The 19,383-nt window shown below is 69.6% G+C and carries 19 protein-coding genes and 1 tRNA gene; 15 read left to right on the forward strand and 5 right to left on the reverse strand.

The genetic code is table 11. The features are described 5' to 3' along the window. Positions 1-95: 95 nt before the first annotated feature. A tRNA-Arg gene (locus FNM00_RS10210) sits at positions 96-169 on the reverse strand. A gap of 67 nt (positions 170-236) precedes the next feature. Next, positions 237-827 carry a hypothetical protein gene (locus tag FNM00_RS10215; RefSeq protein WP_185973090.1) on the reverse strand — a complete coding sequence of 197 codons (591 nt, stop codon included), beginning with the start codon at positions 825-827 and terminating at the stop codon, positions 237-239. Positions 828-907: 80 nt separating this feature from the next. Here FNM00_RS10215 and FNM00_RS10220 point away from each other — a divergent pair, with 80 nt between their 5' ends. From FNM00_RS10220 to secA, 10 genes are all read left to right on the forward strand, one after another. Then, a complete protein-coding gene (locus FNM00_RS10220) occupies positions 908-2,077 on the forward strand; it encodes a PrsW family intramembrane metalloprotease (RefSeq protein ID WP_185973091.1) in 1,170 nt (389 codons plus the stop codon). Between the two features lie 38 nt (positions 2,078-2,115). Next, complete coding sequence (gene ahcY / locus FNM00_RS10225; RefSeq protein WP_143913344.1) at positions 2,116-3,546, forward strand: adenosylhomocysteinase; 1,431 nt, start codon at positions 2,116-2,118, stop codon at positions 3,544-3,546. 2 nt (positions 3,547-3,548) lie between these two features. Beyond that, positions 3,549-4,265 (forward strand): MtrAB system response regulator MtrA, encoded by a 717-nt coding sequence (gene mtrA, locus FNM00_RS10230; RefSeq protein WP_143913345.1) that lies wholly within the window; start codon positions 3,549-3,551, stop codon positions 4,263-4,265. Between the two features lie 3 nt (positions 4,266-4,268). Next, positions 4,269-5,807: an MtrAB system histidine kinase MtrB gene (gene mtrB / locus FNM00_RS10235; RefSeq protein ID WP_143913346.1), complete on the forward strand. Its 1,539-nt coding sequence runs from the start codon at positions 4,269-4,271 to the stop codon at positions 5,805-5,807. Further along, entirely contained in the window at positions 5,804-7,477 is a 1,674-nt protein-coding gene (locus FNM00_RS10240; protein WP_143913347.1) for an LpqB family beta-propeller domain-containing protein, read from the forward strand. The genes mtrB and FNM00_RS10240 overlap by 4 nt, the downstream gene beginning before the upstream one ends. Positions 7,478-7,671: 194 nt before the next feature. Next, on the forward strand, positions 7,672-8,364 hold the full coding sequence (locus tag FNM00_RS10245; RefSeq protein ID WP_143913348.1) for a phosphoribosyltransferase family protein: 693 nt from the start codon (positions 7,672-7,674) through the stop codon (positions 8,362-8,364). Positions 8,365-8,413: 49 nt separating this feature from the next. After that, on the forward strand, positions 8,414-9,043 hold the full coding sequence (hpf, locus tag FNM00_RS10250) for a ribosome hibernation-promoting factor, HPF/YfiA family (protein WP_143913349.1): 630 nt from the start codon (positions 8,414-8,416) through the stop codon (positions 9,041-9,043). 64 nt (positions 9,044-9,107) lie between these two features. Further along, positions 9,108-9,791 (forward strand): response regulator, encoded by a 684-nt coding sequence (locus FNM00_RS10255; protein ID WP_246065147.1) that lies wholly within the window; start codon positions 9,108-9,110, stop codon positions 9,789-9,791. A gap of 3 nt (positions 9,792-9,794) precedes the next feature. Next, positions 9,795-11,042 carry a winged helix-turn-helix domain-containing protein gene (locus FNM00_RS10260; protein WP_246065148.1) on the forward strand — a complete coding sequence of 416 codons (1,248 nt, stop codon included), beginning with the start codon at positions 9,795-9,797 and terminating at the stop codon, positions 11,040-11,042. A gap of 9 nt (positions 11,043-11,051) precedes the next feature. Then, complete coding sequence (gene secA, locus FNM00_RS10265) at positions 11,052-13,802, forward strand: preprotein translocase subunit SecA (protein ID WP_143913351.1); 2,751 nt, start codon at positions 11,052-11,054, stop codon at positions 13,800-13,802. Positions 13,803-13,943: 141 nt separating this feature from the next. Here the strand turns inward: secA and FNM00_RS10270 are convergent, their stop codons facing one another. Both FNM00_RS10270 and FNM00_RS10275 read right to left on the reverse strand, forming a co-directional pair. Continuing rightward, a complete protein-coding gene (locus FNM00_RS10270) occupies positions 13,944-14,390 on the reverse strand; it encodes an Rv3235 family protein (RefSeq protein ID WP_221933677.1) in 447 nt (148 codons plus the stop codon). Continuing rightward, a complete protein-coding gene (locus tag FNM00_RS10275) occupies positions 14,390-14,950 on the reverse strand; it encodes a LysM peptidoglycan-binding domain-containing protein (protein WP_185973092.1) in 561 nt (186 codons plus the stop codon). Before FNM00_RS10275 ends, FNM00_RS10270 begins: the two co-directional genes overlap by 1 nt. An 85-nt stretch (positions 14,951-15,035) precedes the next feature. Here FNM00_RS10275 and FNM00_RS10280 point away from each other — a divergent pair, with 85 nt between their 5' ends. Continuing rightward, the gene (locus FNM00_RS10280; RefSeq protein WP_143913354.1) at positions 15,036-15,521 is read left to right on the forward strand and encodes a hypothetical protein; all 486 of its coding nucleotides are present in this window, start codon (positions 15,036-15,038) and stop codon (positions 15,519-15,521) included. On the opposite strand, the gene FNM00_RS10285 is transcribed toward FNM00_RS10280, so the two are convergent. Continuing rightward, positions 15,481-15,717: a helix-turn-helix domain-containing protein gene (locus tag FNM00_RS10285; RefSeq protein WP_143913355.1), complete on the reverse strand. Its 237-nt coding sequence runs from the start codon at positions 15,715-15,717 to the stop codon at positions 15,481-15,483. The genes FNM00_RS10280 and FNM00_RS10285 overlap by 41 nt on opposite strands. A gap of 91 nt (positions 15,718-15,808) precedes the next feature. On the opposite strand from FNM00_RS10285, the gene FNM00_RS10290 reads away from it, so the two are divergent. The 4 genes from FNM00_RS10290 to FNM00_RS10305 are packed head-to-tail and all read left to right on the forward strand — an operon-like array spanning position 15,809 to position 19,296. After that, complete coding sequence (locus FNM00_RS10290; RefSeq protein WP_143913356.1) at positions 15,809-16,435, forward strand: hypothetical protein; 627 nt, start codon at positions 15,809-15,811, stop codon at positions 16,433-16,435. Then, positions 16,432-17,547, forward strand: coding sequence for a CpaE/TadZ family protein (locus tag FNM00_RS10295; RefSeq protein WP_143913357.1), 1,116 nt, complete (start codon positions 16,432-16,434; stop codon positions 17,545-17,547). The genes FNM00_RS10290 and FNM00_RS10295 overlap by 4 nt, the downstream gene beginning before the upstream one ends. Before the next feature lie 43 nt (positions 17,548-17,590). Continuing rightward, positions 17,591-19,009: a wax ester/triacylglycerol synthase family O-acyltransferase gene (locus tag FNM00_RS10300; RefSeq protein ID WP_143913358.1), complete on the forward strand. Its 1,419-nt coding sequence runs from the start codon at positions 17,591-17,593 to the stop codon at positions 19,007-19,009. Further along, positions 19,006-19,296: a hypothetical protein gene (locus FNM00_RS10305; RefSeq protein WP_143913359.1), complete on the forward strand. Its 291-nt coding sequence runs from the start codon at positions 19,006-19,008 to the stop codon at positions 19,294-19,296. The genes FNM00_RS10300 and FNM00_RS10305 overlap by 4 nt, the downstream gene beginning before the upstream one ends. The last annotated feature ends 87 nt before the right edge of the window (positions 19,297-19,383 follow it).

The following is a 19,383-nucleotide window of genomic DNA, read 5'->3' on the forward strand; positions in this document are numbered from 1 at the left end:
CCTCGCCTGCTTGTGGGTTCTCTTCGCCCCCGTGTGTCGTCCCCCCCCCCCCCCCCCCCCCACCACTCGTGGGCGAGATGGCACCACTCGTGAAGCGCCCCCGACAGGATTCGAACCTGTGACCGTCGGATTAGAAGGCCGATGCTCTATCCAGCTGAGCTACGGAGGCCGGGCGTCAACAGCGTATCGCCGCGGTACGCATCGCGGTCGCCGACCCGTTGCGCCACCGAGAGGCGTTACCAGGCGCCGCCGATGATGAACCGTCCCCTGCCGGCGATCGGCGCGAGATTGGCCTGGACGCCGATCTCCAGGTCGCCGAACTGCGCGGACGGCGAGGAGAACACGATCCGCTCGGTCTGCTCAGGCGGTGCTTGCTCCACCTCTGCCGTGAAATCGGCGACGAGATCGGGCGAGGATCCGAGCTGATCGACGATGCTCCGCAACTGCCCGTCCAGCACCTCGGGCTCCACCGTCGCGCCACGTATGCCGACGGTGAAGTTGTCGCCGTCGGCACCTCGGAACCGCGAGAAGGAGATGAGCGGCGCCTCGACCCGGAGCTGCTCGTCATCGGAGAATCTCAGGACGATCGGCCGCGGCTCGTCGGTGCGGTAGATCCCCGCCGAGCTCTCCGCGGCGATGCCGAAGGCGGCGTCACTCGGCGGGCCACTCAGATCCCAGGTCTCCACATCTCCGTCGATCTGGCGAGCGAGCGGCTCGGGTCGTTCCGACTCGTCACCCCCGCGTTGCGTCACCGTCACACATCCGAGCAGGCACGTGAGCGAGACGAGGACCAGCAGTGCCGCGGCCCGCTTGACCATCGTCTTCACCCCCTGCCATCGTCCGTCTGGTGGCACTGATCGGCACGCTCGAGCCACCGGTGTCTCCCTCACACCCTAGGGTGGAGCGCGTGAGTGTCTACCCTCCCGTGACGGCGCCGCGTTCGCGCTATCGACCTCAGCGTGGACGGCTCGTCCTGGTGGTGCTCACCTGGATCACCGCCGTGCTCGGCGCGGTGGCGGCGGTGTTCTTCGCCGCGCAGGCTGGCGACGTCCCCGGAGCCACGCTTGCCGTCGTCTTCGCGCTCTTCCCGCTTCCCCTCGTTCTGTGGGCGTACTGGTGGCTCGACCGGGTCGAGCCCGAGCCCTTCCGCTACAAGGGCGCCGCCTTCGTCTGGGGTGCCGTCGTCGCGGTCGCCATCTCGCTGGCATTGGAGTCCGCCGCCTCGATCTGGCTGGACGTCTCCGACGAGGTGCTCACCGCGGTCGTCGCCCCGATCGTCGAGGAGAGCGCCAAGGGCGCGTTCCTCGTGCTGACCCTGCTGCGCGCGCGCCGGATCATCGATGGCGTGCTCGACGGTCTCATCGTGTCCGGCCTCGTCGCGATCGGCTTCGCCGCCGTCGAGAACCTCGGGTACTACGCCGTGAGCTATCTGGGGATCGGCGACGGCCCGCAGCAGCTCGCCGGGCCGGGTGGAGCCACGGCCACCTTCGTCGTGCGGGGGCTCTTCAGCCCCTTCGCGCATCCGCTGTTCACCTCGGCGATCGGGATCGCGATGGGCCTCGCCGTCGGTCGCCGCAGCCGGACCGTCCGCATCCTGCTGATGATCGGCGGCCTGCTGACCAGCATTCTGCTCCATGCGCTGTGGAACGGATCGCTCGTCATCGGCGGCGGAGTCGGTTTCCTGCTGGTCTACCTCGTGCTCGCGGCCCTGCTGGTGGGCCTCGGCGTGCTCGCGATCGTGTTGCGGCAGGGCCAGCTGACCACGCTGTGGAAGTCGCTCTCCTACGCCGCGTCCTATCGCGGTTGGCTGCATCCGGCCGAAGTGCCCTTCCTGGTCAGCTTCAGCAGGCGCCGCGCGGCGCGCACCTACGCCAAGATCCACCGTGGCAAGCCCGGCGCGAAGACGGTCCAGGAGTATCAGCGGCTCGCCACGCGTCTCGGCTTCCTGCACGATCAGGTGATGCGGGGCAAGGCCCCGGCCGACGGCGTTGACCGGGTCTACGCGGTCCTCGACGCGATGGACGCGATCCGCCCGCAGGTGCTGCTTCCCCCGGCTCTGCCCCCAGGCATGCGCTGATTGTTCTTCTGTGGGGCCCTCTCGTTACGATGGCCATCATGGATTACCGCGTTGCAGACCTGTCACTGGCCGACTACGGCCGCGCTGAGATCACCCTCGCCGAGAACGAGATGCCGGGCCTCATGGCCATGCGCGAGCGGTACGGTGCGAGCAAGCCGCTGGCCGGTGCGCGGATCGCCGGATCGCTGCACATGACGATCCAGACCGCGGTGCTCATCGAGACCCTCGTCGAGCTCGGCGCCGAGGTGCGCTGGGCGAGCTGCAATATCTTCTCCACGCAGGATCACGCCGCCGCCGCGGTCGTCGTCGGCAAGGACGGCACCCCCGAGGATCCCCAGGGCGTCCCGGTCTTCGCCTGGAAGGGCGAGACCCTCGCCGAGTACTGGGACCTCGCCGAGCAGATCCTCGTGTGGCCCGGCGACGAGCTGCCCAACATGATCCTCGACGACGGCGGCGACGCCACGCTGCTGCTGCACAAGGGCGTCGAGTTCGAGAAGGCCGGCAGCGTCCCCTCGCCGGACACCACCGACAACGCGGAGTTCAAGGAGGTCCTGCGGGTCCTCGGTCGCTCCCTCGAGGCCGACCCGGGCCGCTGGACCAAGATCGCCGCGAGCATCCAGGGCGTCACCGAGGAGACCACCACCGGCGTGCTGCGCCTGTACGAGCGTTTCAAGGAAGGCACTCTGCTCTTCCCGGCCATCAACGTCAACGACTCGGTCACCAAGAGCAAGTTCGACAACAAGTACGGCTGCCGCCACTCGCTCATCGACGGCATCAACCGCGCCACCGATGTCCTCATCGGCGGCAAGGTTGCCGTCGTCTGCGGCTACGGTGATGTCGGCAAGGGCTGCGCCGAGTCGCTGCGCGGCCAGGGCGCCCGGGTCATCGTCACCGAGATCGACCCGATCTGCGCGCTGCAGGCCGCCATGGACGGCTACCAGGTCGCCACGCTCGAGTCGGTCGTCGACATCGCGGACATCTTCGTCACCACGACGGGCAACTTCGACGTCATCCGCGTCGAGCACTTCGAGAAGATGAAGCACCAGGCGATCGTCGGCAACATCGGCCACTTCGACAACGAGATCGACATGGCCGGCCTGGAGAAGGTCGACGGCATCGTCAAGAGCGAGGTCAAGCCCCAGGTGCACACCTGGACGTTCCCCGACGGCCGCGTGATCATCGTGCTGTCCGAGGGGCGCCTGCTCAACCTCGGCAACGCCACGGGTCACCCGTCCTTCGTGATGAGCAACTCCTTCACCAACCAGGTGCTGGCGCAGATCGAGCTGTTCACCAAGGCCGATCAGTACGAGCTGGGCGTCCACGTGCTGCCCAAGCACCTCGACGAGGAGGTCGCCCGCCTGCACCTCGCCGCCCTCGGCGTCGAGCTCACCGAGCTGAGCAAGGAGCAGGCCGATTACCTCGGGGTCGACGTGGCCGGTCCGTACAAGTCGGACCACTACCGCTACTGACGATGACCACCTCGAGCGGGAGCTTCCGCCGGTCCAAGCGCGACCGGGTCCTCATCGTCGACGACGACCCCGCCCTGGCTGAGATGCTGGGCATCGTCCTCGACGGTGAGGGCCTCCGCTCGGAGGTCGTCTCGAGCGGCACCGAGGTCCTGACGGCCTTCGAGCGATTCCGTCCGGACCTCGTGCTGCTCGATCTCATGCTCCCGGGCATGGACGGCATGCGTGTGTGCCAGCAGATCCGGCAGACCTCCGAGGTGCCGATCATCATGCTGACGGCCAAGGCCGACACGCCCGATGTCGTCGCCGGACTCGAGGCGGGGGCCGACGACTACATCACCAAGCCCTTCCGCAATGTCGAGCTGGTCGCGCGCATCCGTGCCCGGCTCCGGCGCATCGGTCCGGCCACTCAGCCCATCGAGTTCGGCGATATCCGCGTCGACCCCGTGTCCCACCAGGCCACGCGAGCCGGAAAGCTCCTGCCGCTCACCCCCTTGGAATTCGACCTGCTGGCCTGCCTGCTGAGCGATCCGTCGCAGGTGTTCACGCGCGAGGTGCTGCTCGAACGAGTGTGGGGCTACCACCACCCCGGCGACACCAAGCTCGTCAATGTCCACATGACCCGGTTGCGTTCCAAGATCGAGGACGATGCGGACAACCCCCGCATCATCCGGACAGTCCGCGGCGTCGGCTACCAGGCGATCGACCCGACCGAGGGATAGGGCGTGGCTCCCCGCCCGCGGATCCTGGGGCTCTGGCGGCGATCGATCCGCTTCCGTGTCGTCGTCAGCACCTTGGTCCTCACCTCGGCGATCGTGATCCTCACCGGCTGGGCGCTGCTCGGCGCGATCGCCGAGGGCCTCGCCGAGAGCCGTAAGGACATCGCGGTCGCGGAGGCGCGGGCCGGCTTCGATCTCGCGCAGTCCGAGCTCGACGCCTCCGTCGACGCCGATGTCACGGCACAATCGCAGACCCTCACCCAACTGGTCGACGGGCTGGCCGCGACCCGGGGCGAGAGCCGTACCTACGAGCTGGTGCTCGAAGGACCCCTCACGGCGGACGAACAGGATGCCCCGGTCAGGACATCGGGGGCCATCGCGCTGAGCGATCTCCCCGCCTCGCTCGTCGAGCGTGTCCGTTCCGCCCCCGGGATGGCCTGGCAGTACGAGGAGCTGCCGCTGCTGGGCCAGGGCCCGACGCCCACCGTCGTGGTGGGCAGCCAGCTCGCCGTCCCTGGATCCGGCGACAGCTATGCGCTGTTCTACGTCTTCTCGATGCGCGAGCAGCAGCAGACCCTCGGCCTGGTCGGCCGGGCATTGCTCGCGGGCGGCAGCGTTATGGTGCTCATGGTCGGCTTCGTGGCCTGGCTCGTCGCCCGCCAGGTGGTCGACCCGTTGCGGCTCGCGCGACGCACGGCCGAGCGATTCGCCGCCGGACATCTCGAACAGCGCATGCACGTGCACGGCAAGGACGACATCGCCCGCCTGACCAAGTCCTTCAACCAGATGGCCGAGAGCCTGCAGAGCCAGATCCGTCGCCTGGAGAACCTCTCACGGGTCCAGCAGCGGTTCGTCTCCGATGTCTCGCACGAGCTGCGGACACCGCTCACCACCGTGCAGATGGCCGGCGACATCCTTTACAGCGGACGCTGGCGCTTCGACGCCCAGAGTCGGCGATCCGCTGAGCTCTTGCACGCGGAGCTGGAACGATTCGAGTCCCTGCTCTCGGACCTGCTCGATCTCAGCCGCTTCGACGCCGGAGCCGCGCAACTGGAGCTGAGTCGGGTGGACCTCAGCGACTTCGCCTGGACGGCGTCGCAGGACGAGAGCTTCGCTCGGGCCGGGATAGCGGTGGCGCCACGAGGCCACGAGGTGCCCGCCATCGTCCCGGCCGACCCGCGACGCGTGGACCGCATCGTGCGCAACCTCATGGCGAACGCGGCCAAGTACAGCGGTGCCGACCGGGTCGACATCATCGTGGCGCAGAACGACGATGTCGTCTCCCTCTCGGTCCGCGACAATGGCGTCGGCCTGGACCCTGAGGGGGTGCGCCGGGTCTTCGACCGCTTCTGGCGTGCCGACCCGGCCCGCACCCAGGGCGGGACCGGTCTGGGGCTGGCGATCGCCCGCGAGGACGCCGCACTGCACGGAGGGGTCCTCGACGTGTGGTCGCAGCCCGGTGAAGGAGCGGAGTTCATCCTCACGCTGCCCAAGGAGGGCTGTGTCGTCCGGGAGGCGGCGCTGACGTCGGTGTTCGACCGATGAGCCGGCGTCGCCTCGTGGTCGTGCTGCTGGGGATGGTCCTCACCGCCGGTTGCGCGGGTATCCCCAGGACCGGACCGGTGCACGAGGTGGAGGGCGATCAGGGGCTCCGCGAGAGCACCGCCCGCTACATCCCGGCCGGTCCGGCGCCCGGAGGGACGCCCGAGCAGATCGTCAGCGGTTACCTGGAGGCGATGCTCGCCTACCCGGTCAGCTACGCGACCGCGAGCGAGTTCCTGACCAGCGAGGCGGCCGATGGGTGGCGGCCGTCCGAGCGGACCGTCGTCTACAGCGAGCCGCGCCTCTCGGAGTCCCGCGCGGGAACGGAGGGCACCGCCGTGGTGGCGTCGAGCTGGAAGAGCGTCGCCGACCTCGACCGGCGGGGGCACTTCGCGGCAGGGGAGGGCCGCGCCGATTTCGAGTGGCATCTCATCCTCGAGGACGGTGAATGGCGTATCACCGACCCGCCCTCGGGGACGCTGGTGACGCAACGCTACTTCGAGGACTACTTCCGGCCCTTCGACATCTACTTCCTGGACGGGTCCGGCACCCGCGTCGTGCCTGACCCGGTTTTCCGCGTGGTGGGCGATCAGCTGGCGACCGGCCTGCTGACCAGCTTGGCGCAGGGCCCTGACGACACGATCGCCGCCGAGGTCCAGTCGAGGGTCCCCGGCGTGGAACGTACACGCCGGTCCGTGCCGATCGACTCCGACAGGGTCGCCGAGGTCGAGTTCACGATCGGACTGCGCGACCTGTCGACGGAGGAGCGCGCACAGTTGGGTGCCCAACTGGCGTGGACGTTGAGCGGGGCTCCGCGGGTCGGCGCGGTGCGCATCGTCGGCTCTGACGGTGCCTTGGCGATCGGCGGAGAGGTGCGTCAGTCAACGGGCGGCTTCAGCGATTACGCCCCGGCAGCGGGCGACCCGCGGGTGGCGGTGGTCACGGACGGGCGGCTGCGACGTGTGGACGCCGACTCCCAGCGCGCGATCGCGGGCGTCAGCGATATCGGTGACGCGGTCGCGGTCGCCGCCACGAGCGAGCTCGGTGCGGTCGTCGATCCGGGGCGGACGACCATGCGGATCCTCGGCGCGGGCGAACCCCGGACGATCGCCAGCGAGGAAGGCTTCCTGTCGCCGGTGATCGACCGTGACGGTCGCGTCTGGGCCGCGGATGCCGCCGGCGTCCGGCTCGTGACCGACGACGAGGTCGAGGACGTCGCGGCCCCCGACTGGCCGCCGGACACGACCTCCTTCGCGGTATCTCCCGACGGGGCCCGCTATGCGGTGACGGTCGGTACCGGCGGCGGTGCCCGGGTGCTGGTCGGTGCCGTCGTCGAGGAGGAGGGCACGAGGCTGGGAGCGCCGGAGCCCGTGGCGATGGCCGGGGTCTCGCAGATGCGGTCGATCCAGTGGGTCGCCGGCACGCGCCTGGCGATGCTCGCCGACGGCGCCGCGGGCGAACAGGTGTACTCGGTGCGCATCGACGGCTCGGGGCTCACGCCCTCGCTGCCCGGGTTGCCGACGCTGCTGCCGCGGATCGAGCCGGTGGCACTCGCGACGTCCACCGACAGCGATCCGCGGGTGTATGTCCTCGACGAGGGGGGCGATGTGCGGGTACTGACGCCTCGCGGCTGGACGAAGGTGCCCGTCGAGGAGGTCGTCGCCATCGGCTGACCGTCCCGACCCGTCTCCCGATCCCCTGGGCGGTGAGTAGGCGTCCGTTCGCGGTCACTGGCGGTGGGCGAGCGTCCGTTCGCTGGTAGGGAATGGACGCTGACGCACCGCCTCGGCCGGTCCGCGCGTGAGCTTTCGTGGGTTGTCCACAGGGACGGGTCGACAGCGCGCCGAGGTGCTCGGATGATGACCAGATGCGCGTGGGGTGGGGTGCGGCGCTCGCCGATCTGGTGATCGGCGCCGACTGCCCCGGCTGCGGGCGGGTGACGCTCGGCCTGTGCCCGTCCTGTCGCCGTCTGCTCCGCCCGCAACCCGCCGTGGTCCCTCTCGAGCCCGACACCCTGACCGTGGTCGCCTCCGCTGCCTACAGCGGCACCGCCGAGCGCGTCGTGCGGCGCTGGAAGGACATCGGTCACACGCAGACCGCGAGCTGGGCCGCGCACGCCCTCGCCGCGTCGGTCGCCTTCCACGGCTCGCCGGAGCCCTTGCTCGTGCCGGTCCCGGCCACGCGGCGCTCGCGACGGCGACGTGGAGGCTGGCTCGTCGCCGAGCTGGCGGCCGAGGCAACCGCCGTGCTCGCCGGTGCCGGGGTCCGAGCGGAGGTCGCGCCGCTGGCCCGGCTGGTTCGCCAGCCGGCCGACCAGCGCCGGCTCGGGGTCGTCGAGCGTGCCCGCAACACGCGGGGAGCGTTCGCGGCGCGCCCTGCCCCTCGCGGGCGGGAGGTGCTCGTGGTCGACGATGTCGTCACGACGGGGTCGACCCTTCGCGCGGTCGCCGCCGCGCTCGAGCGCGCGGGAGCCGACGTGGCGGGTGCGGCCGTCGTGGTGGCGACCCCGCCGCCGCATCCGCATCGTGTCCCACTGGTGGACGAGCCCTCGGGCGGCTAACGTCGAGACAGGGCGAAGATGCTCGTCCGGTCCGAACGAGGAGGCTCCCATGGAAATCGTCGTCAAGGGTCGTAACAGCGAGATCTCGGATCGTTTCCGAGACCACGTGGCCGAGAAGCTCCACAGGATCGAGAAGTTCGACCCTCGGCAACGCATCACCCGTACCGAGGTCGTGGTGACGCACGAGAAGAACCCCCGCGACCCGGCGACGGCGGCCAAGGTCGAGATCTCCGTTCACTCGCGCGGACCCATCGTCCGCGCGGAGGCCGTCTCCGGCGACCAGCACTCCGCACTCGACATGGCGATGGACCGCCTCGCACGCCAGGTGCGCAAGGCGGTGGACCGCCAGCGAGTCCACCGCGGCCAGCAGCGGCCGACCTCGCTGTCCGAGGCCACGGCCGACATCCCCGACTCGCTGCTCGACGAGCTCAGCGGCGCCGACGCCGCGGGCGACGGCGACCCCGGCCCCATCGAGGTCCAGGGCGATGGACCGCTCGTGGTCCGCGAGAAGACCCACGACACCGCGCCCATGACGCTCGACCAGGCGCTCTACGAGATGGAGCTCGTCGGTCACGACTTCTACCTGTTCATGGAGAAGGACTCGATGCAGCCCTCGGTGGTCTACCGACGCCGCGGCTACGACTATGGCGTCATCCACCTCGACGTCAACGAAAGCTGATGTGGGCGGGGGTCGAACGCGCGTCGGCCCCCGCACCGCCCTGATGAAATGGCATGATGCGACTGTGAGCCAACCCACTGATGAGACGCCCTCGCGTTCGGATGCCATCCGGGTGCTGCTCGTCGACGACCAAGAACTGTTCCGTCGCGGAGTGACGATGGTTCTCAGCTCCGATGTGGATCTGGAGATCGAGGACGTCGACGACGGCGACGCCGCGCTCGAGCGAATCGCCGAGGAGCCCTTCGACGTCGTGCTGCTCGATGTCCGCATGCCGGGCCGCAGCGGCGTGGAGATCTGCGGGGCCATCAAGCAGATCGCGCCGTCGACCGGCATCATCATGCTCACCGCGAGCGACGAGGAGGCCGACCTCTACGAGTCGGTCAAGGCGGGTGCCTCGGGATACCTGCTGAAGGACGGGTCGACCTATGAGCAGGTCGGAGAGGCCGTCCGGGTGGTGGCCAACGGCCAGTCGCTCATCAGCCCGAGCATGGCCACCAAGCTGCTCGAGGAGTTCGTGCACATGTCGCGCGGTGCCGCCCCGGCCACCACGCTCACGCCGCGTGAGCTGGAGGTGCTGCGCCTCGTCGCCCACGGCAAGAGCAATCGCGACATCGCCCAAGAACTGTTCATCAGCGAGAACACCGTCAAGAACCACATCCGCAATATCCTGGAGAAGCTCCAGATGAAGTCGCGGATGGAGGCCGCGATGTTCGCGGTGCGCAGCAAACTCATCGACGACGTCCTCTGACGCGTGGCTCCCCGTCCGCTGCCGACGGCGCAGGCGCGGAGGATCGCGCTGGCCGCCCAGGGCTTCACCGCCCCGCGTCCGTCCGGGCCGGTGACGATGCGGCACCTCTCCGAGACGGTCCGCCGACTCGGTTTCTTCCAGATCGACTCCGTCAACGTTCTGCAGCGCGCGCACTTCATGCCCCTGTACTCCCGTAGGGGTCCCTACGACGTGGAACTGCTCGCTCGGGCCGCCGAACGGCGTCCCCGCCGGGTCTTCGAGTACTGGGCCCACGTCGCGACCTATGTCGATATCGGGCTCTTTCCCGCGATGCGCCACCGTATGGTCGAGCGGCGCGGAATGTGGGGATCGATGTCGAGGGTGGCCGAGGAGCGCCCCGAACTGGTCGATCAGGTCCTGCGCGTCGTCGGCGAGAACGGTCCGATCACCGCACGTGAGACCGAGGCACTGCTGCACGGCGCCGTCGAGCGGGACCGATCGCACTGGGGCTGGAACTGGTCGGAGACCAAGAAGGCGCTGGAGTATCTGTTCTTCATCGGCGAGATCAGCGCCGCTCGCCGCAACTCGGCCTTCGAACGGGTCTACGACCTGACCGAGCGGATCATCCCGGCCGATGTCTACGCCCGTCCCGCCCTCGATCACGCGGACGCGCATCGTGAACTGGTCGAGCACGCTGCCCGCGCGCTCGGGGTCGCGACGGAACCCTGTCTGCGGGACTACTTCCGGACCGCTCCGGCGCCGACGCAGCGAGCCGTGGCGGAGCTGGTCGAGGACGGCACCCTCTCGCCGATCGCGGTGCAGGGGTGGGACCGCCCCGCCTATCTGCACGCCGAGGCCCGTCGGCCACGGCGCGTCGAGGCACGTGCCCTCCTCAGCCCCTTCGATCCGCTGGTCTTCGAACGCACCCGGGCCGAGCAGATCTTCGACTTCCGCTATCGCATCGAGATCTACGTGCCCGAGGCCAAACGGCGGTACGGCTACTACGTCCTGCCGTTCCTGCTGGGCGATCGCATCGCCGGACGCGTCGACCTGAAGGCCGACCGCGCGGCCGGCGTGCTCGACGTGATCGGTGCGTGGGCCGAGCCGGACGCGCCCGCCGATGTCGCCGTCCAGCTGGCCGAGGAACTGCGCACACTGTCCGCCTGGCTCGGTCTGGACGACATCCGCGCGCCCCGGCGCGGCGACCTCGCCGGAGCCCTCACATCGGAGCTTCGTGGCGAAAGCGTTGGGCTCACCACCGTCAACCTCTAGGATGGCCAGGTGCCGAAGATCATCGACAAGATCCTCCGCGCGGGCGAAGGCAAGATCGTCCGCCGCCTGGAGGCCATCGCCCAGCAGGTCAACGCGATCGAGGACGACTTCTCCGCGATGACCGACGACGAGCTCCGCGCGATGACCGCGGAGTTCCGCGAGCGGCTCGATGACGGTGAGACGCTCGACGACTTGCTGCCCGAGGCCTTCGCCACGGTGCGCGAGGCCTCCTCGCGGGTGCTGGGGCAACGTCACTTCGATGTCCAGGTCATGGGCGGTGCCGCGCTTCATCTCGGCAACATCGCCGAGATGAAGACCGGTGAGGGCAAGACCCTCGTCGCGACCCTTCCGTCCTATCTCAACGCGCTGTCCGGCGACGGCGTCCACGTCGTCACGGTCAACGACTATCTGGCGCGGTTCCAAGCGGAGTGGATGGGCCGCATCTACCAGTTCCTCGGGCTCACGGTCGGCGTGATCGTCGCCGGACAGACGCCCAAGGAGCGCAAGGAGCAGTACGCCGCCGACATCACCTACGGCACCAACAACGAGTTCGGCTTCGACTACCTGCGCGACAACATGGCCGACTCGCTGGAGAACTGCGTCCAGCGGGGCCACAACTTCGCGATCGTGGACGAGGTCGACTCGATCCTCATCGACGAGGCGCGCACGCCGCTCATCATCTCCGGTCCCACCGAGGACGAGGTCAAGTGGTACGCCGAGTTCGCCCGTCTGGTCGACGGCATGCGCATCGACGAGCACTACGAGGTCGACGAGAAGAAGCGCACCGTCTCGGTGGGGGAGAAGGCCATCGACGTCGTCGAGGACAAGCTCGGCATCGACAACCTCTACGACGCCGTCAACACCCCGCTCATCAGCTTCCTGAACAACGCCATCAAGGCCAAGGAGCTGTTCCGCCGGGACAAGGACTATGTGGTCATCGAGGGCGAGGTGCTCATCGTCGACGAGCACACCGGCCGCCTGCTCGCCGGGCGCCGCTACAACGAGGGTCTGCACCAGGCCATCGAGGCCAAGGAGAACGTGCGGATCCGCGAGGAGTACCAGACCCTCGCCTCCATCACGCTGCAGAACTACTTCCGGCTCTACGACAAGCTGTCGGGCATGACCGGTACCGCCATGACGGAGGCGGCCGAGTTCGACAAGACCTATGAGCTCGGGGTCGTGCCGATCCGCACCAACAAGCCGGTGCGGCGTGACGACCTCGCCGACCTGGTGTATCGCACCGAGGAGGCCAAGTTCAACGCGGTGGCCGAGGACATCGCCGAGCGCCACGCCGCCGGGCAGCCCGTGCTCATCGGCACCACCAGCGTGGCCAAGAGCGAGCGGGTCGGCGCATTGCTCACCAAGCTCAACATCCCGCACAAGGTGCTCAACGCCAAGCACCACGAGAGTGAGGCCGCGGTCGTGGCCCAGGCGGGCCATCGCGGCGCGGTGACCGTGGCCACGAACATGGCCGGCCGTGGTACCGACATCATGCTGGGCGGCAACCCCGAGTTCCTCGCCGACCAGGCGCTGCGCAAGAAGGGCCTCGATCCGCTGGAGGACTCCGAGGCGTACGAGGCCGAGTGGCCGGCGATGGTCGAGCACTTCGAGGCCGAGGTCGCCAAGGAGAAGGATGCGGTGCGCGAGGCGGGTGGACTGGCCGTCATCGGCACCGAGCGTCACGAGTCCCGCCGCATCGACAACCAGCTGCGTGGCCGTTCCGGGCGTCAGGGCGACCCCGGCTCGACGCGCTTCTACCTCTCGCTCGAGGACGACCTGATGCGGCTGTTCAAGGCCGACTGGGTCAACTGGATCCTGCAGACCATGAAGATCCCCGACGACGTGCCGATCGAGAACAAGCGCGTCACCGGAGCGATCGCCTCGGCCCAGGCACAGGTCGAGTCGCAGAACTTCGAGACCCGCAAGAACATCCTCAAGTACGACGATGTCATGAGCCGCCAGCGCGAGGTCGTCTACGCCGAGCGCCGCCGGGTGCTCGATGGCGAGGACCTGCAGGCGTGGATCAGCCAGATGGTCAGCGATGTGACGGCCGCTTACGTCGACGGCGCCACCGAGGGGCCGGTCGACGACTGGGATCTCGATCAGCTCACGACGGCTCTCAAGACCCTGTACCCGGTGTCCATCGATCCGCACCGGCTGGCCGAGGAGAGCGGCGGGGCCGAGAAGCTGGACCGGGAGGCTCTCAAGGCGCGGGTGGCCGAGGATGCTCAGCGGGCCTACGCCGAGCGTGAGGCCGAGCTCGGCGAGAAGGTCATGCGCGAGCTCGAGCGGCGTGTCGTGCTCAGCGTGCTCGATCGCAAGTGGCGCGAGCATCTCTACGAGATGGACTACCTGCGCGAGGGTATCGGCTTGCGTGCCTATTCTCAGCGCGATCCGCTCATCGAGTACCAGCGCGAGGGTTTCGACCTGTTCAACGCCATGATGGACGGCATCGCCGAGGAGTCGGTGGGCTATCTGTTCAATGTCGATGTGCAGGTCGAGGCGCCGACCTCCGATTCCGAGCAGATGGCCCTGCAGGCCAAGGGCCTCGGCGTCCAGTCGGCGGCTCCCGCACAGTTGCAGTACTCGGCACCGGCCGAGGACGGCAGCGAGGTCGCGACCCGCGGTGGTACGCCGGCCGAGGCCGAGGCAGCCGCTGACGACGAGGACGCTGAGGAGAAGTCCCGCCAGGCCAAGCAGAAGGCCAAGGCCCGGCAGAAGTCCAAGCAGCAGCGGCAGTCACGCAAGCGCAACCGCTGATCCCCGGCGGGCGGTGACTTACGCACCCTTCGTTTTGCTGGGCGGTGACTTACGCACGTCTCGTGGGCCCGGTCGGTGGGTTACGCACGTCTCGCGCGTCGGGAGGGGTGCGTAACTCACCGCTTCAGGGGTGGACGCAGCCTAGGCCCAGGTGAGGGCCGTGCAGCGCCAGATCGGCCCGTGCGGGGCGTCGCGATCGAGGTCCAGGCGGAGCGCCAGCGCGGTGGAGCGCCCGCCGTGCACCAGTCTGACCGCGATCTCCGCCGCCCGCCGATGGATCATCTCGACGTGGACCGAAGCGACCCGCACGCGGTGCCGGCTGGGTGCCGCCCGCCGTCCGCGGAGGTGCAGTAGCAGCTGGTCGTAGACATCGGCGGCGAGCCACGGTCCCAGCTGGCGCGCGGGTCGATGTCCGTGCAGCACCTCGGCGACCGCCTGAGCGAATCGGGCGGCGCGCTGCCGCAGTTCTCCGCTGTCTCCCCGTTCCACGACGACCGGCAGGACCGGGGGCGCCGGAGGGATGGGGAGAGCGATCTGATCCTGTTCGAGCGGCTGGGGCCGCAGGTGCAGGGCGGTGGCCGTCAGCATCATCGGACCTCCGGGGCTCGCAGGACCTGTCCCGGCAGGATGACCCCCGGGTCATCGCCGATCGTCTGCCGGTTCTCCTCGTGCCAGCGATCGACCGATTCGCCGATGACCGCGATGTCCGCATCGGCGGGCAGATGGGCCGCGGCGATCGCCCAGAGGGTGTCGCCGGGCGCCACCACGTGCTCCACTGCGGGCACGGAGGTCGGTGCATTCGTGACGGGTGGTGCCTCCGTGACCACGGCCCGGTTCGGCAGCGGCGCGCCGTCGAGCGGATGACCGCTCGCGACTGCCGTCGTGGCGACGCCTGTGCCGATGGCGAGGGTGAGCAGCCATGTGGGTGCCAGCCGCCGCGCGGTCGGCAGATGGACCACCGCGACGACGCCGACCAGTCCGATCCACGCGAGCAGCGCGCTGCCGAGAAGCGCTGCCGCCCAGGTCACGACGCCGGTCAGGTCGCCGTCGTGGATGGCCGTTGTCAGCCTGGACCACCACACGGGCCAGTGCGGGAGCCCCGCTGCGGTGGTGAGAAGTGCGCCGAGCGTGAGCCATGGACGCCTCATGTGGATCCCCCGATCACTGATGCTGTCGTTTGATGACATTTGATGACGCAAGGGTGCGTTCTGTCAAGGGCGTTACTCTGAGCCCATGCGATGGGACCGTCTGTTCGGCGATGTGGAGGAGTCGGCCGCCGATGTCATGGCCGACGAGCGGGACACGCTCGCCGAGGAGCTCGGTGCCGAGGCGTGGGCCGAGATGTCGTGGACCGATCTGCTGGCGGGAGACGTCGTGCTCACCGTCCAGGGCGGGGGAGAGGTCCGGGGCGCCGTGCTGTGGTCCGCGCCCGATCTCGTGGTGCTGTCAGCCGATGGCCGCGAGGTGGCGATCGCGCGCGACGCGGTCATGACCGCCGTCGTCTCGCAACGCGGCGCCGCCACGGTGCGAAGGGTCGGCTGGCCGGCGGTCTTCCGGGCCGCGCAGGAGGATGCCGAGGATGTTCAGGTGGTGCGACGCGACGGCGGCCTGGTGTCCGGGCCGGTCGTGGCCGTCGTCGCCGACGCCGTGGTGCTCGCCGAGGGCGGTCGCCGCAAGATCATTCCCTGGACGGCGCTCGCGTCGGTGCGTCGTCACTGACCTGCTCGGCGGTGCGCTGATACTGGCGGGCGATGTAGCGCTCGAGCTCCGCGTCCTCGATGCGCCAGACCCCGCGACCGCCGATCTGGATGCCGCGCAGTTCCCCACTGGAGAGCAGCGACCGGACCTGGCGGACGCTGACATTGAGGACCTCGGCCACGTCGGGGATCGACAGGAAGCGCTGCTGCGAGGGCATGGCCGCATTGTCGCACGCGAACGCCCTTCCCACGTCCAGGGTGTGGATAGTCGATCTGGACTAATCCGTCCTTCTCGGTTAGGAAGGTGTCATGAGCAGTCGGGGGACGCCGCAGCCGGCGCGGCGCGTGATGATCCGGAGATGGCGGTCGCCTCGCCTGGTGGCCGGCGTGGCGCTCGTCGCGGTGGCGACGGCGATCGGCGGATGGACGGCGATCGCCGCGGACGACGGTGAGCGCTACTGGGTGGTGCGCGAAGAAGTTCGCGCCGGAGACCCGGTGGACCCCGGGCAGCTGACCACCACCAGTGCGCGACTCGACGGCGCCGCGGCGGCGACGATCGTGCGCGCGGACGCCGCGGTGGACGAGTCGGCGGTCTGGGCGCACGACCTCCCCGAGGGCGCGCTCGTGTCCACCGGCTCCTGGGCTCCCTCGGCCGAGGCCGGGCACGAACTCCCGTTCCCCGTCGCCGACGGCGCTTTTCCGGCGGACCTCGGCCGTGGTGATCGGGTGGACGTCTGGGCCGGACCCGGACCGCAGCAAGGGCAGGCGGCGGGGGAGGCACAGCGGGTCATAGCGTCCGTTCCCGTGCGCGCCGTCACGCCATCGGCGACGGGCGGCAGCGCCACCGTGGTCGTCGACCTCGGGGATCAGACGCCCTCGGCTCAGGTCGTCGCGGCATTGAGCTCGCACCATGTGACGGTGGTGCGGCGATCGTGATCGCGACCGCCGTCGCCGCGGGAGGGGCGTCCTGGGAGGGCGAGGTGCTCGACGAGGTCGAACGATCCAGTGCGCTCACCCTCGTCCGCCGCTGCGTGGACGCCGCCGATCTCCTCGCGATAGCGAGCACGGGCCGGGTCCAGGTGGCCCTCGTTGACCCCGCCCTCGGGGGCCTGGATCTCGATGTCGTGAGCCGCGTCCGCTCCGGTGGCGTGCGGATCGTGGCCGTGGGCACCCCGGCCCCCGAGCTGGGCCTCGCCGGCGCCGTTCAGGTCGGGGACGTCGAGGCCGCCGCGCAGGAGGACGACCTGCCGCGGCCGGAAGCGCCGCGGTCGGGGCGGATCATCGCCGTCTGGGGGCCGACGGGTGCGCCGGGTCGCACCAGCGTCGCACTCGCGATGGCGGCCAGCCTCGCCCGCGAGGCGCCGACCGTGCTGGTGGACGCGGACACGCACGGCGGCGCGGTCGGGCAGGCGCTGGGCTTGCTCGACGATGTCTCGGGCATCGTTGCGGCGTGCCGTGCCGCCAACGGCGGGAAGGAGATGCCCGACTCGGCGATCTTGCGGGTGGGCGACGGCCTGGACGTCATGACGGGCGTTCCCCGGCCGGAGGACATGTGGCATCTGGTGCGGCCGGCCGCGCTCACCGCCGTGCTCGACTCGCTCGCCGCGGACCACCGGTGGGTGGTCGTCGACGCCGGGTTCGGGCATGAGCCGCCGTTGGGGACCGGCCCGGCCCGCGATCAAGCCGCGATGACGGTCCTGGAGGCGGCCGACGAGGTGGTCGTGGTGGGCCGCCCCGAGCCGCTCGGCCTCGCCCGCCTCGTCCGCATCCTCGGCGCGGGCGCGCCCTGGCGGGTCGAACCGCATGTGGTCGTCAATCTGTGCCGGGCCTCGCTCGGCTGGAGCGAGACCGAGATCGCGGCGACGGTCCAGGAGATCTCCGGGCACCGGGTGGAGGCGTTCCTCCCCCATGACGCATCGGCGCACGATCTCGCCGCGATCAGCGGGCGCCTGATCCGGGAGGTCGCCCCGACCTCCTCCTGGGTCTCGCGGCTCGATCATTTCACCGGACGTTTTCTCCGTGAGCCGGCGGCGACGCTCCGATCGTGACATCGTCGGTGGTATCTTCACTGCCACCCGACCAGGAAGTGATATGCAACGACTCAGCCCGCTCGATGCATTGTTCTTGCATCGCGACTCGCCGGACGCACCGCGGCAGATCGCCTCGCTCGTCCTGCTGGAGCCGGGCCAGCGTCCGCTCGACTACGACTCCCTCGTGCGGGTCATCACCGACCGTCTCGACCTGGTGCCGCGGTACCGGCAGCTGCCCCGCCACGTCCCCGGCGGCGTCGGCCTTCCGGTCTGGGTGGACGACGAGCATTTCGACATCACCCTCCACGTCCGCCGGTCGGCCCTGCCCCGGCCGGGGACCATGGACGCCCTGCACGAGCTCGTCGGACGGCTCATCGCCCGCCGCCTCGACCACGACCGGCCGCTGTGGGAGCTGTATCTCATCGAGGGTCTCGAGGACGGCAAGTCGGCGCTGCTGTTCAAGGCCCATCAAGCGCTCGTCGACGGGTCCCACACGGTCGACCTCGCCCAGGTGCTCCTGGAGGAGACCGATGAGATCCGCGATCTTCCGCATGACGAGTGGGCTCCGCGTCCATCGCCGGCGGGTACCAAGCTGACGCTGTCCTCGCTGCTCGGTCAGGTCGAGCATCCGCGGGAGCTGATCGCCAACGCGACCTATCGCACCGAGCAGGTGTTGTCGGCGCTCCCTGTGCCGGCCGGCGACGCCGGGATGACCGGCCCACTCGCGGCGCCGCTCAGCCGGCATCGGCGCTTCGCGACGGCCTCGGCGTCCCTGGACGATCTGCGTCGTGTCCGCGACGAGCACGGCGGGACGGTCAACGACGTCATCCTCGCGGTCGTCGCGGGCGGCCTCCGTGGTTGGCTGCTGACCCGGGCCGAGCCGGTGTCGGCCGCCACGAGCTTCCGCGCGCTCGTCCCGATGTCGGTCAAGCTCAAGGGAGCCGAGGACGATTCGCTGCCCACCTCCCTCGGCTCGCGGGTGCGCGGCAATCTGCTGTCCCTGCCGGTCGGGGAGACGAACGCTGTGGTGCGCCTGCACCAGGTGTCCTACGCGCTGAAGGGGCACCGTGAGACCGGTGATGCGGTCTCGGCGCAGACGCTGGCCGATCTCCCCGGTTTCGCGACATCGACCTTCCACGCGGTGGGCGCGCGCGTCGCCGAGCACGAGGCATCGCGGCAGTACCAGCTAGTCGTCACCAATGTGCCCGGACCGCAGGAGTCGGTCTACATGGCCGGCCAGCGACTGGCCCAGGTGTTCCCGGCGATCCCGCTGACCGGGCGGCGGACGGTCGCGATCGGCATCACCACCTACCGTGGGCGCGCCTATGTCGGGATCGTCGCGGATCGTGAGGCGGTGCCCGATGTCGACGTGCTCGCCCAGTGCATCGAGGAGGCGGTCGACGAGCTCGTCGAGACCGTCTCGTCACGGCGTCGCGCTCCGCGTGGACGTCAACGACCGGAACGGAAGGCTGGCGGATGAGGATCTACATCGGTACCGATGCCGCGGGGCTCGAGGGCCTGCGCACCGGGTCTCTGGAGGGAGCTCCGGTGCTGGCTGAGTCCGACGATGAAGAGCACGAGTACGAGGCGATGCTTGCGGCCGCCGAGGACGGCCCCGTCGTGGTGGTCGCCGAGATCGACCATGACGAGCAGTCGGTCACCGCGCGGGAAGTGGTCTCCTTCCACACTGATATCGACGGCTCCGGCAATCTCGCCTGGTTCGCCCCCGAGGAGATCAACACGGTGCTGGAGCACCTGTCCCGCTGACCGCCCCGGCGGGGGGACGGATATCGATGCATTCGGGTCGCTGTGGCAACCCGAATGCATCGTCGTCACCCTAGAACATCTGTTCGA

The sequence above is a fragment of the Aeromicrobium piscarium genome (assembly GCF_007421815.1).
Taxonomy (GTDB): domain Bacteria; phylum Actinomycetota; class Actinomycetes; order Propionibacteriales; family Nocardioidaceae; genus Aeromicrobium; species Aeromicrobium piscarium.

Coding starts and splice junctions, on each gene's coding strand:
- FNM00_RS10300 (WP_143913358.1), top strand. CDS start 17,591: ATGCAACGACTCAGCCCGCTCGATGCATTGTTCTTGCATCGCGACTCG.
- hpf (WP_143913349.1), top strand. CDS start 8,414: ATGGAAATCGTCGTCAAGGGTCGTAACAGCGAGATCTCGGATCGTTTC.
- FNM00_RS10285 (WP_143913355.1), bottom strand. CDS start 15,717: ATGCCCTCGCAGCAGCGCTTCCTGTCGATCCCCGACGTGGCCGAGGTC.
- FNM00_RS10305 (WP_143913359.1), top strand. CDS start 19,006: ATGAGGATCTACATCGGTACCGATGCCGCGGGGCTCGAGGGCCTGCGC.
- FNM00_RS10280 (WP_143913354.1), top strand. CDS start 15,036: ATGCGATGGGACCGTCTGTTCGGCGATGTGGAGGAGTCGGCCGCCGAT.
- ahcY (WP_143913344.1), top strand. CDS start 2,116: ATGGATTACCGCGTTGCAGACCTGTCACTGGCCGACTACGGCCGCGCT.
- FNM00_RS10270 (WP_221933677.1), bottom strand. CDS start 14,390: ATGCTGACGGCCACCGCCCTGCACCTGCGGCCCCAGCCGCTCGAACAG.
- mtrA (WP_143913345.1), top strand. CDS start 3,549: ATGACCACCTCGAGCGGGAGCTTCCGCCGGTCCAAGCGCGACCGGGTC.
- FNM00_RS10245 (WP_143913348.1), top strand. CDS start 7,672: ATGCGCGTGGGGTGGGGTGCGGCGCTCGCCGATCTGGTGATCGGCGCC.
- FNM00_RS10290 (WP_143913356.1), top strand. CDS start 15,809: ATGAGCAGTCGGGGGACGCCGCAGCCGGCGCGGCGCGTGATGATCCGG.
- FNM00_RS10275 (WP_185973092.1), bottom strand. CDS start 14,950: ATGAGGCGTCCATGGCTCACGCTCGGCGCACTTCTCACCACCGCAGCG.
- FNM00_RS10240 (WP_143913347.1), top strand. CDS start 5,804: ATGAGCCGGCGTCGCCTCGTGGTCGTGCTGCTGGGGATGGTCCTCACC.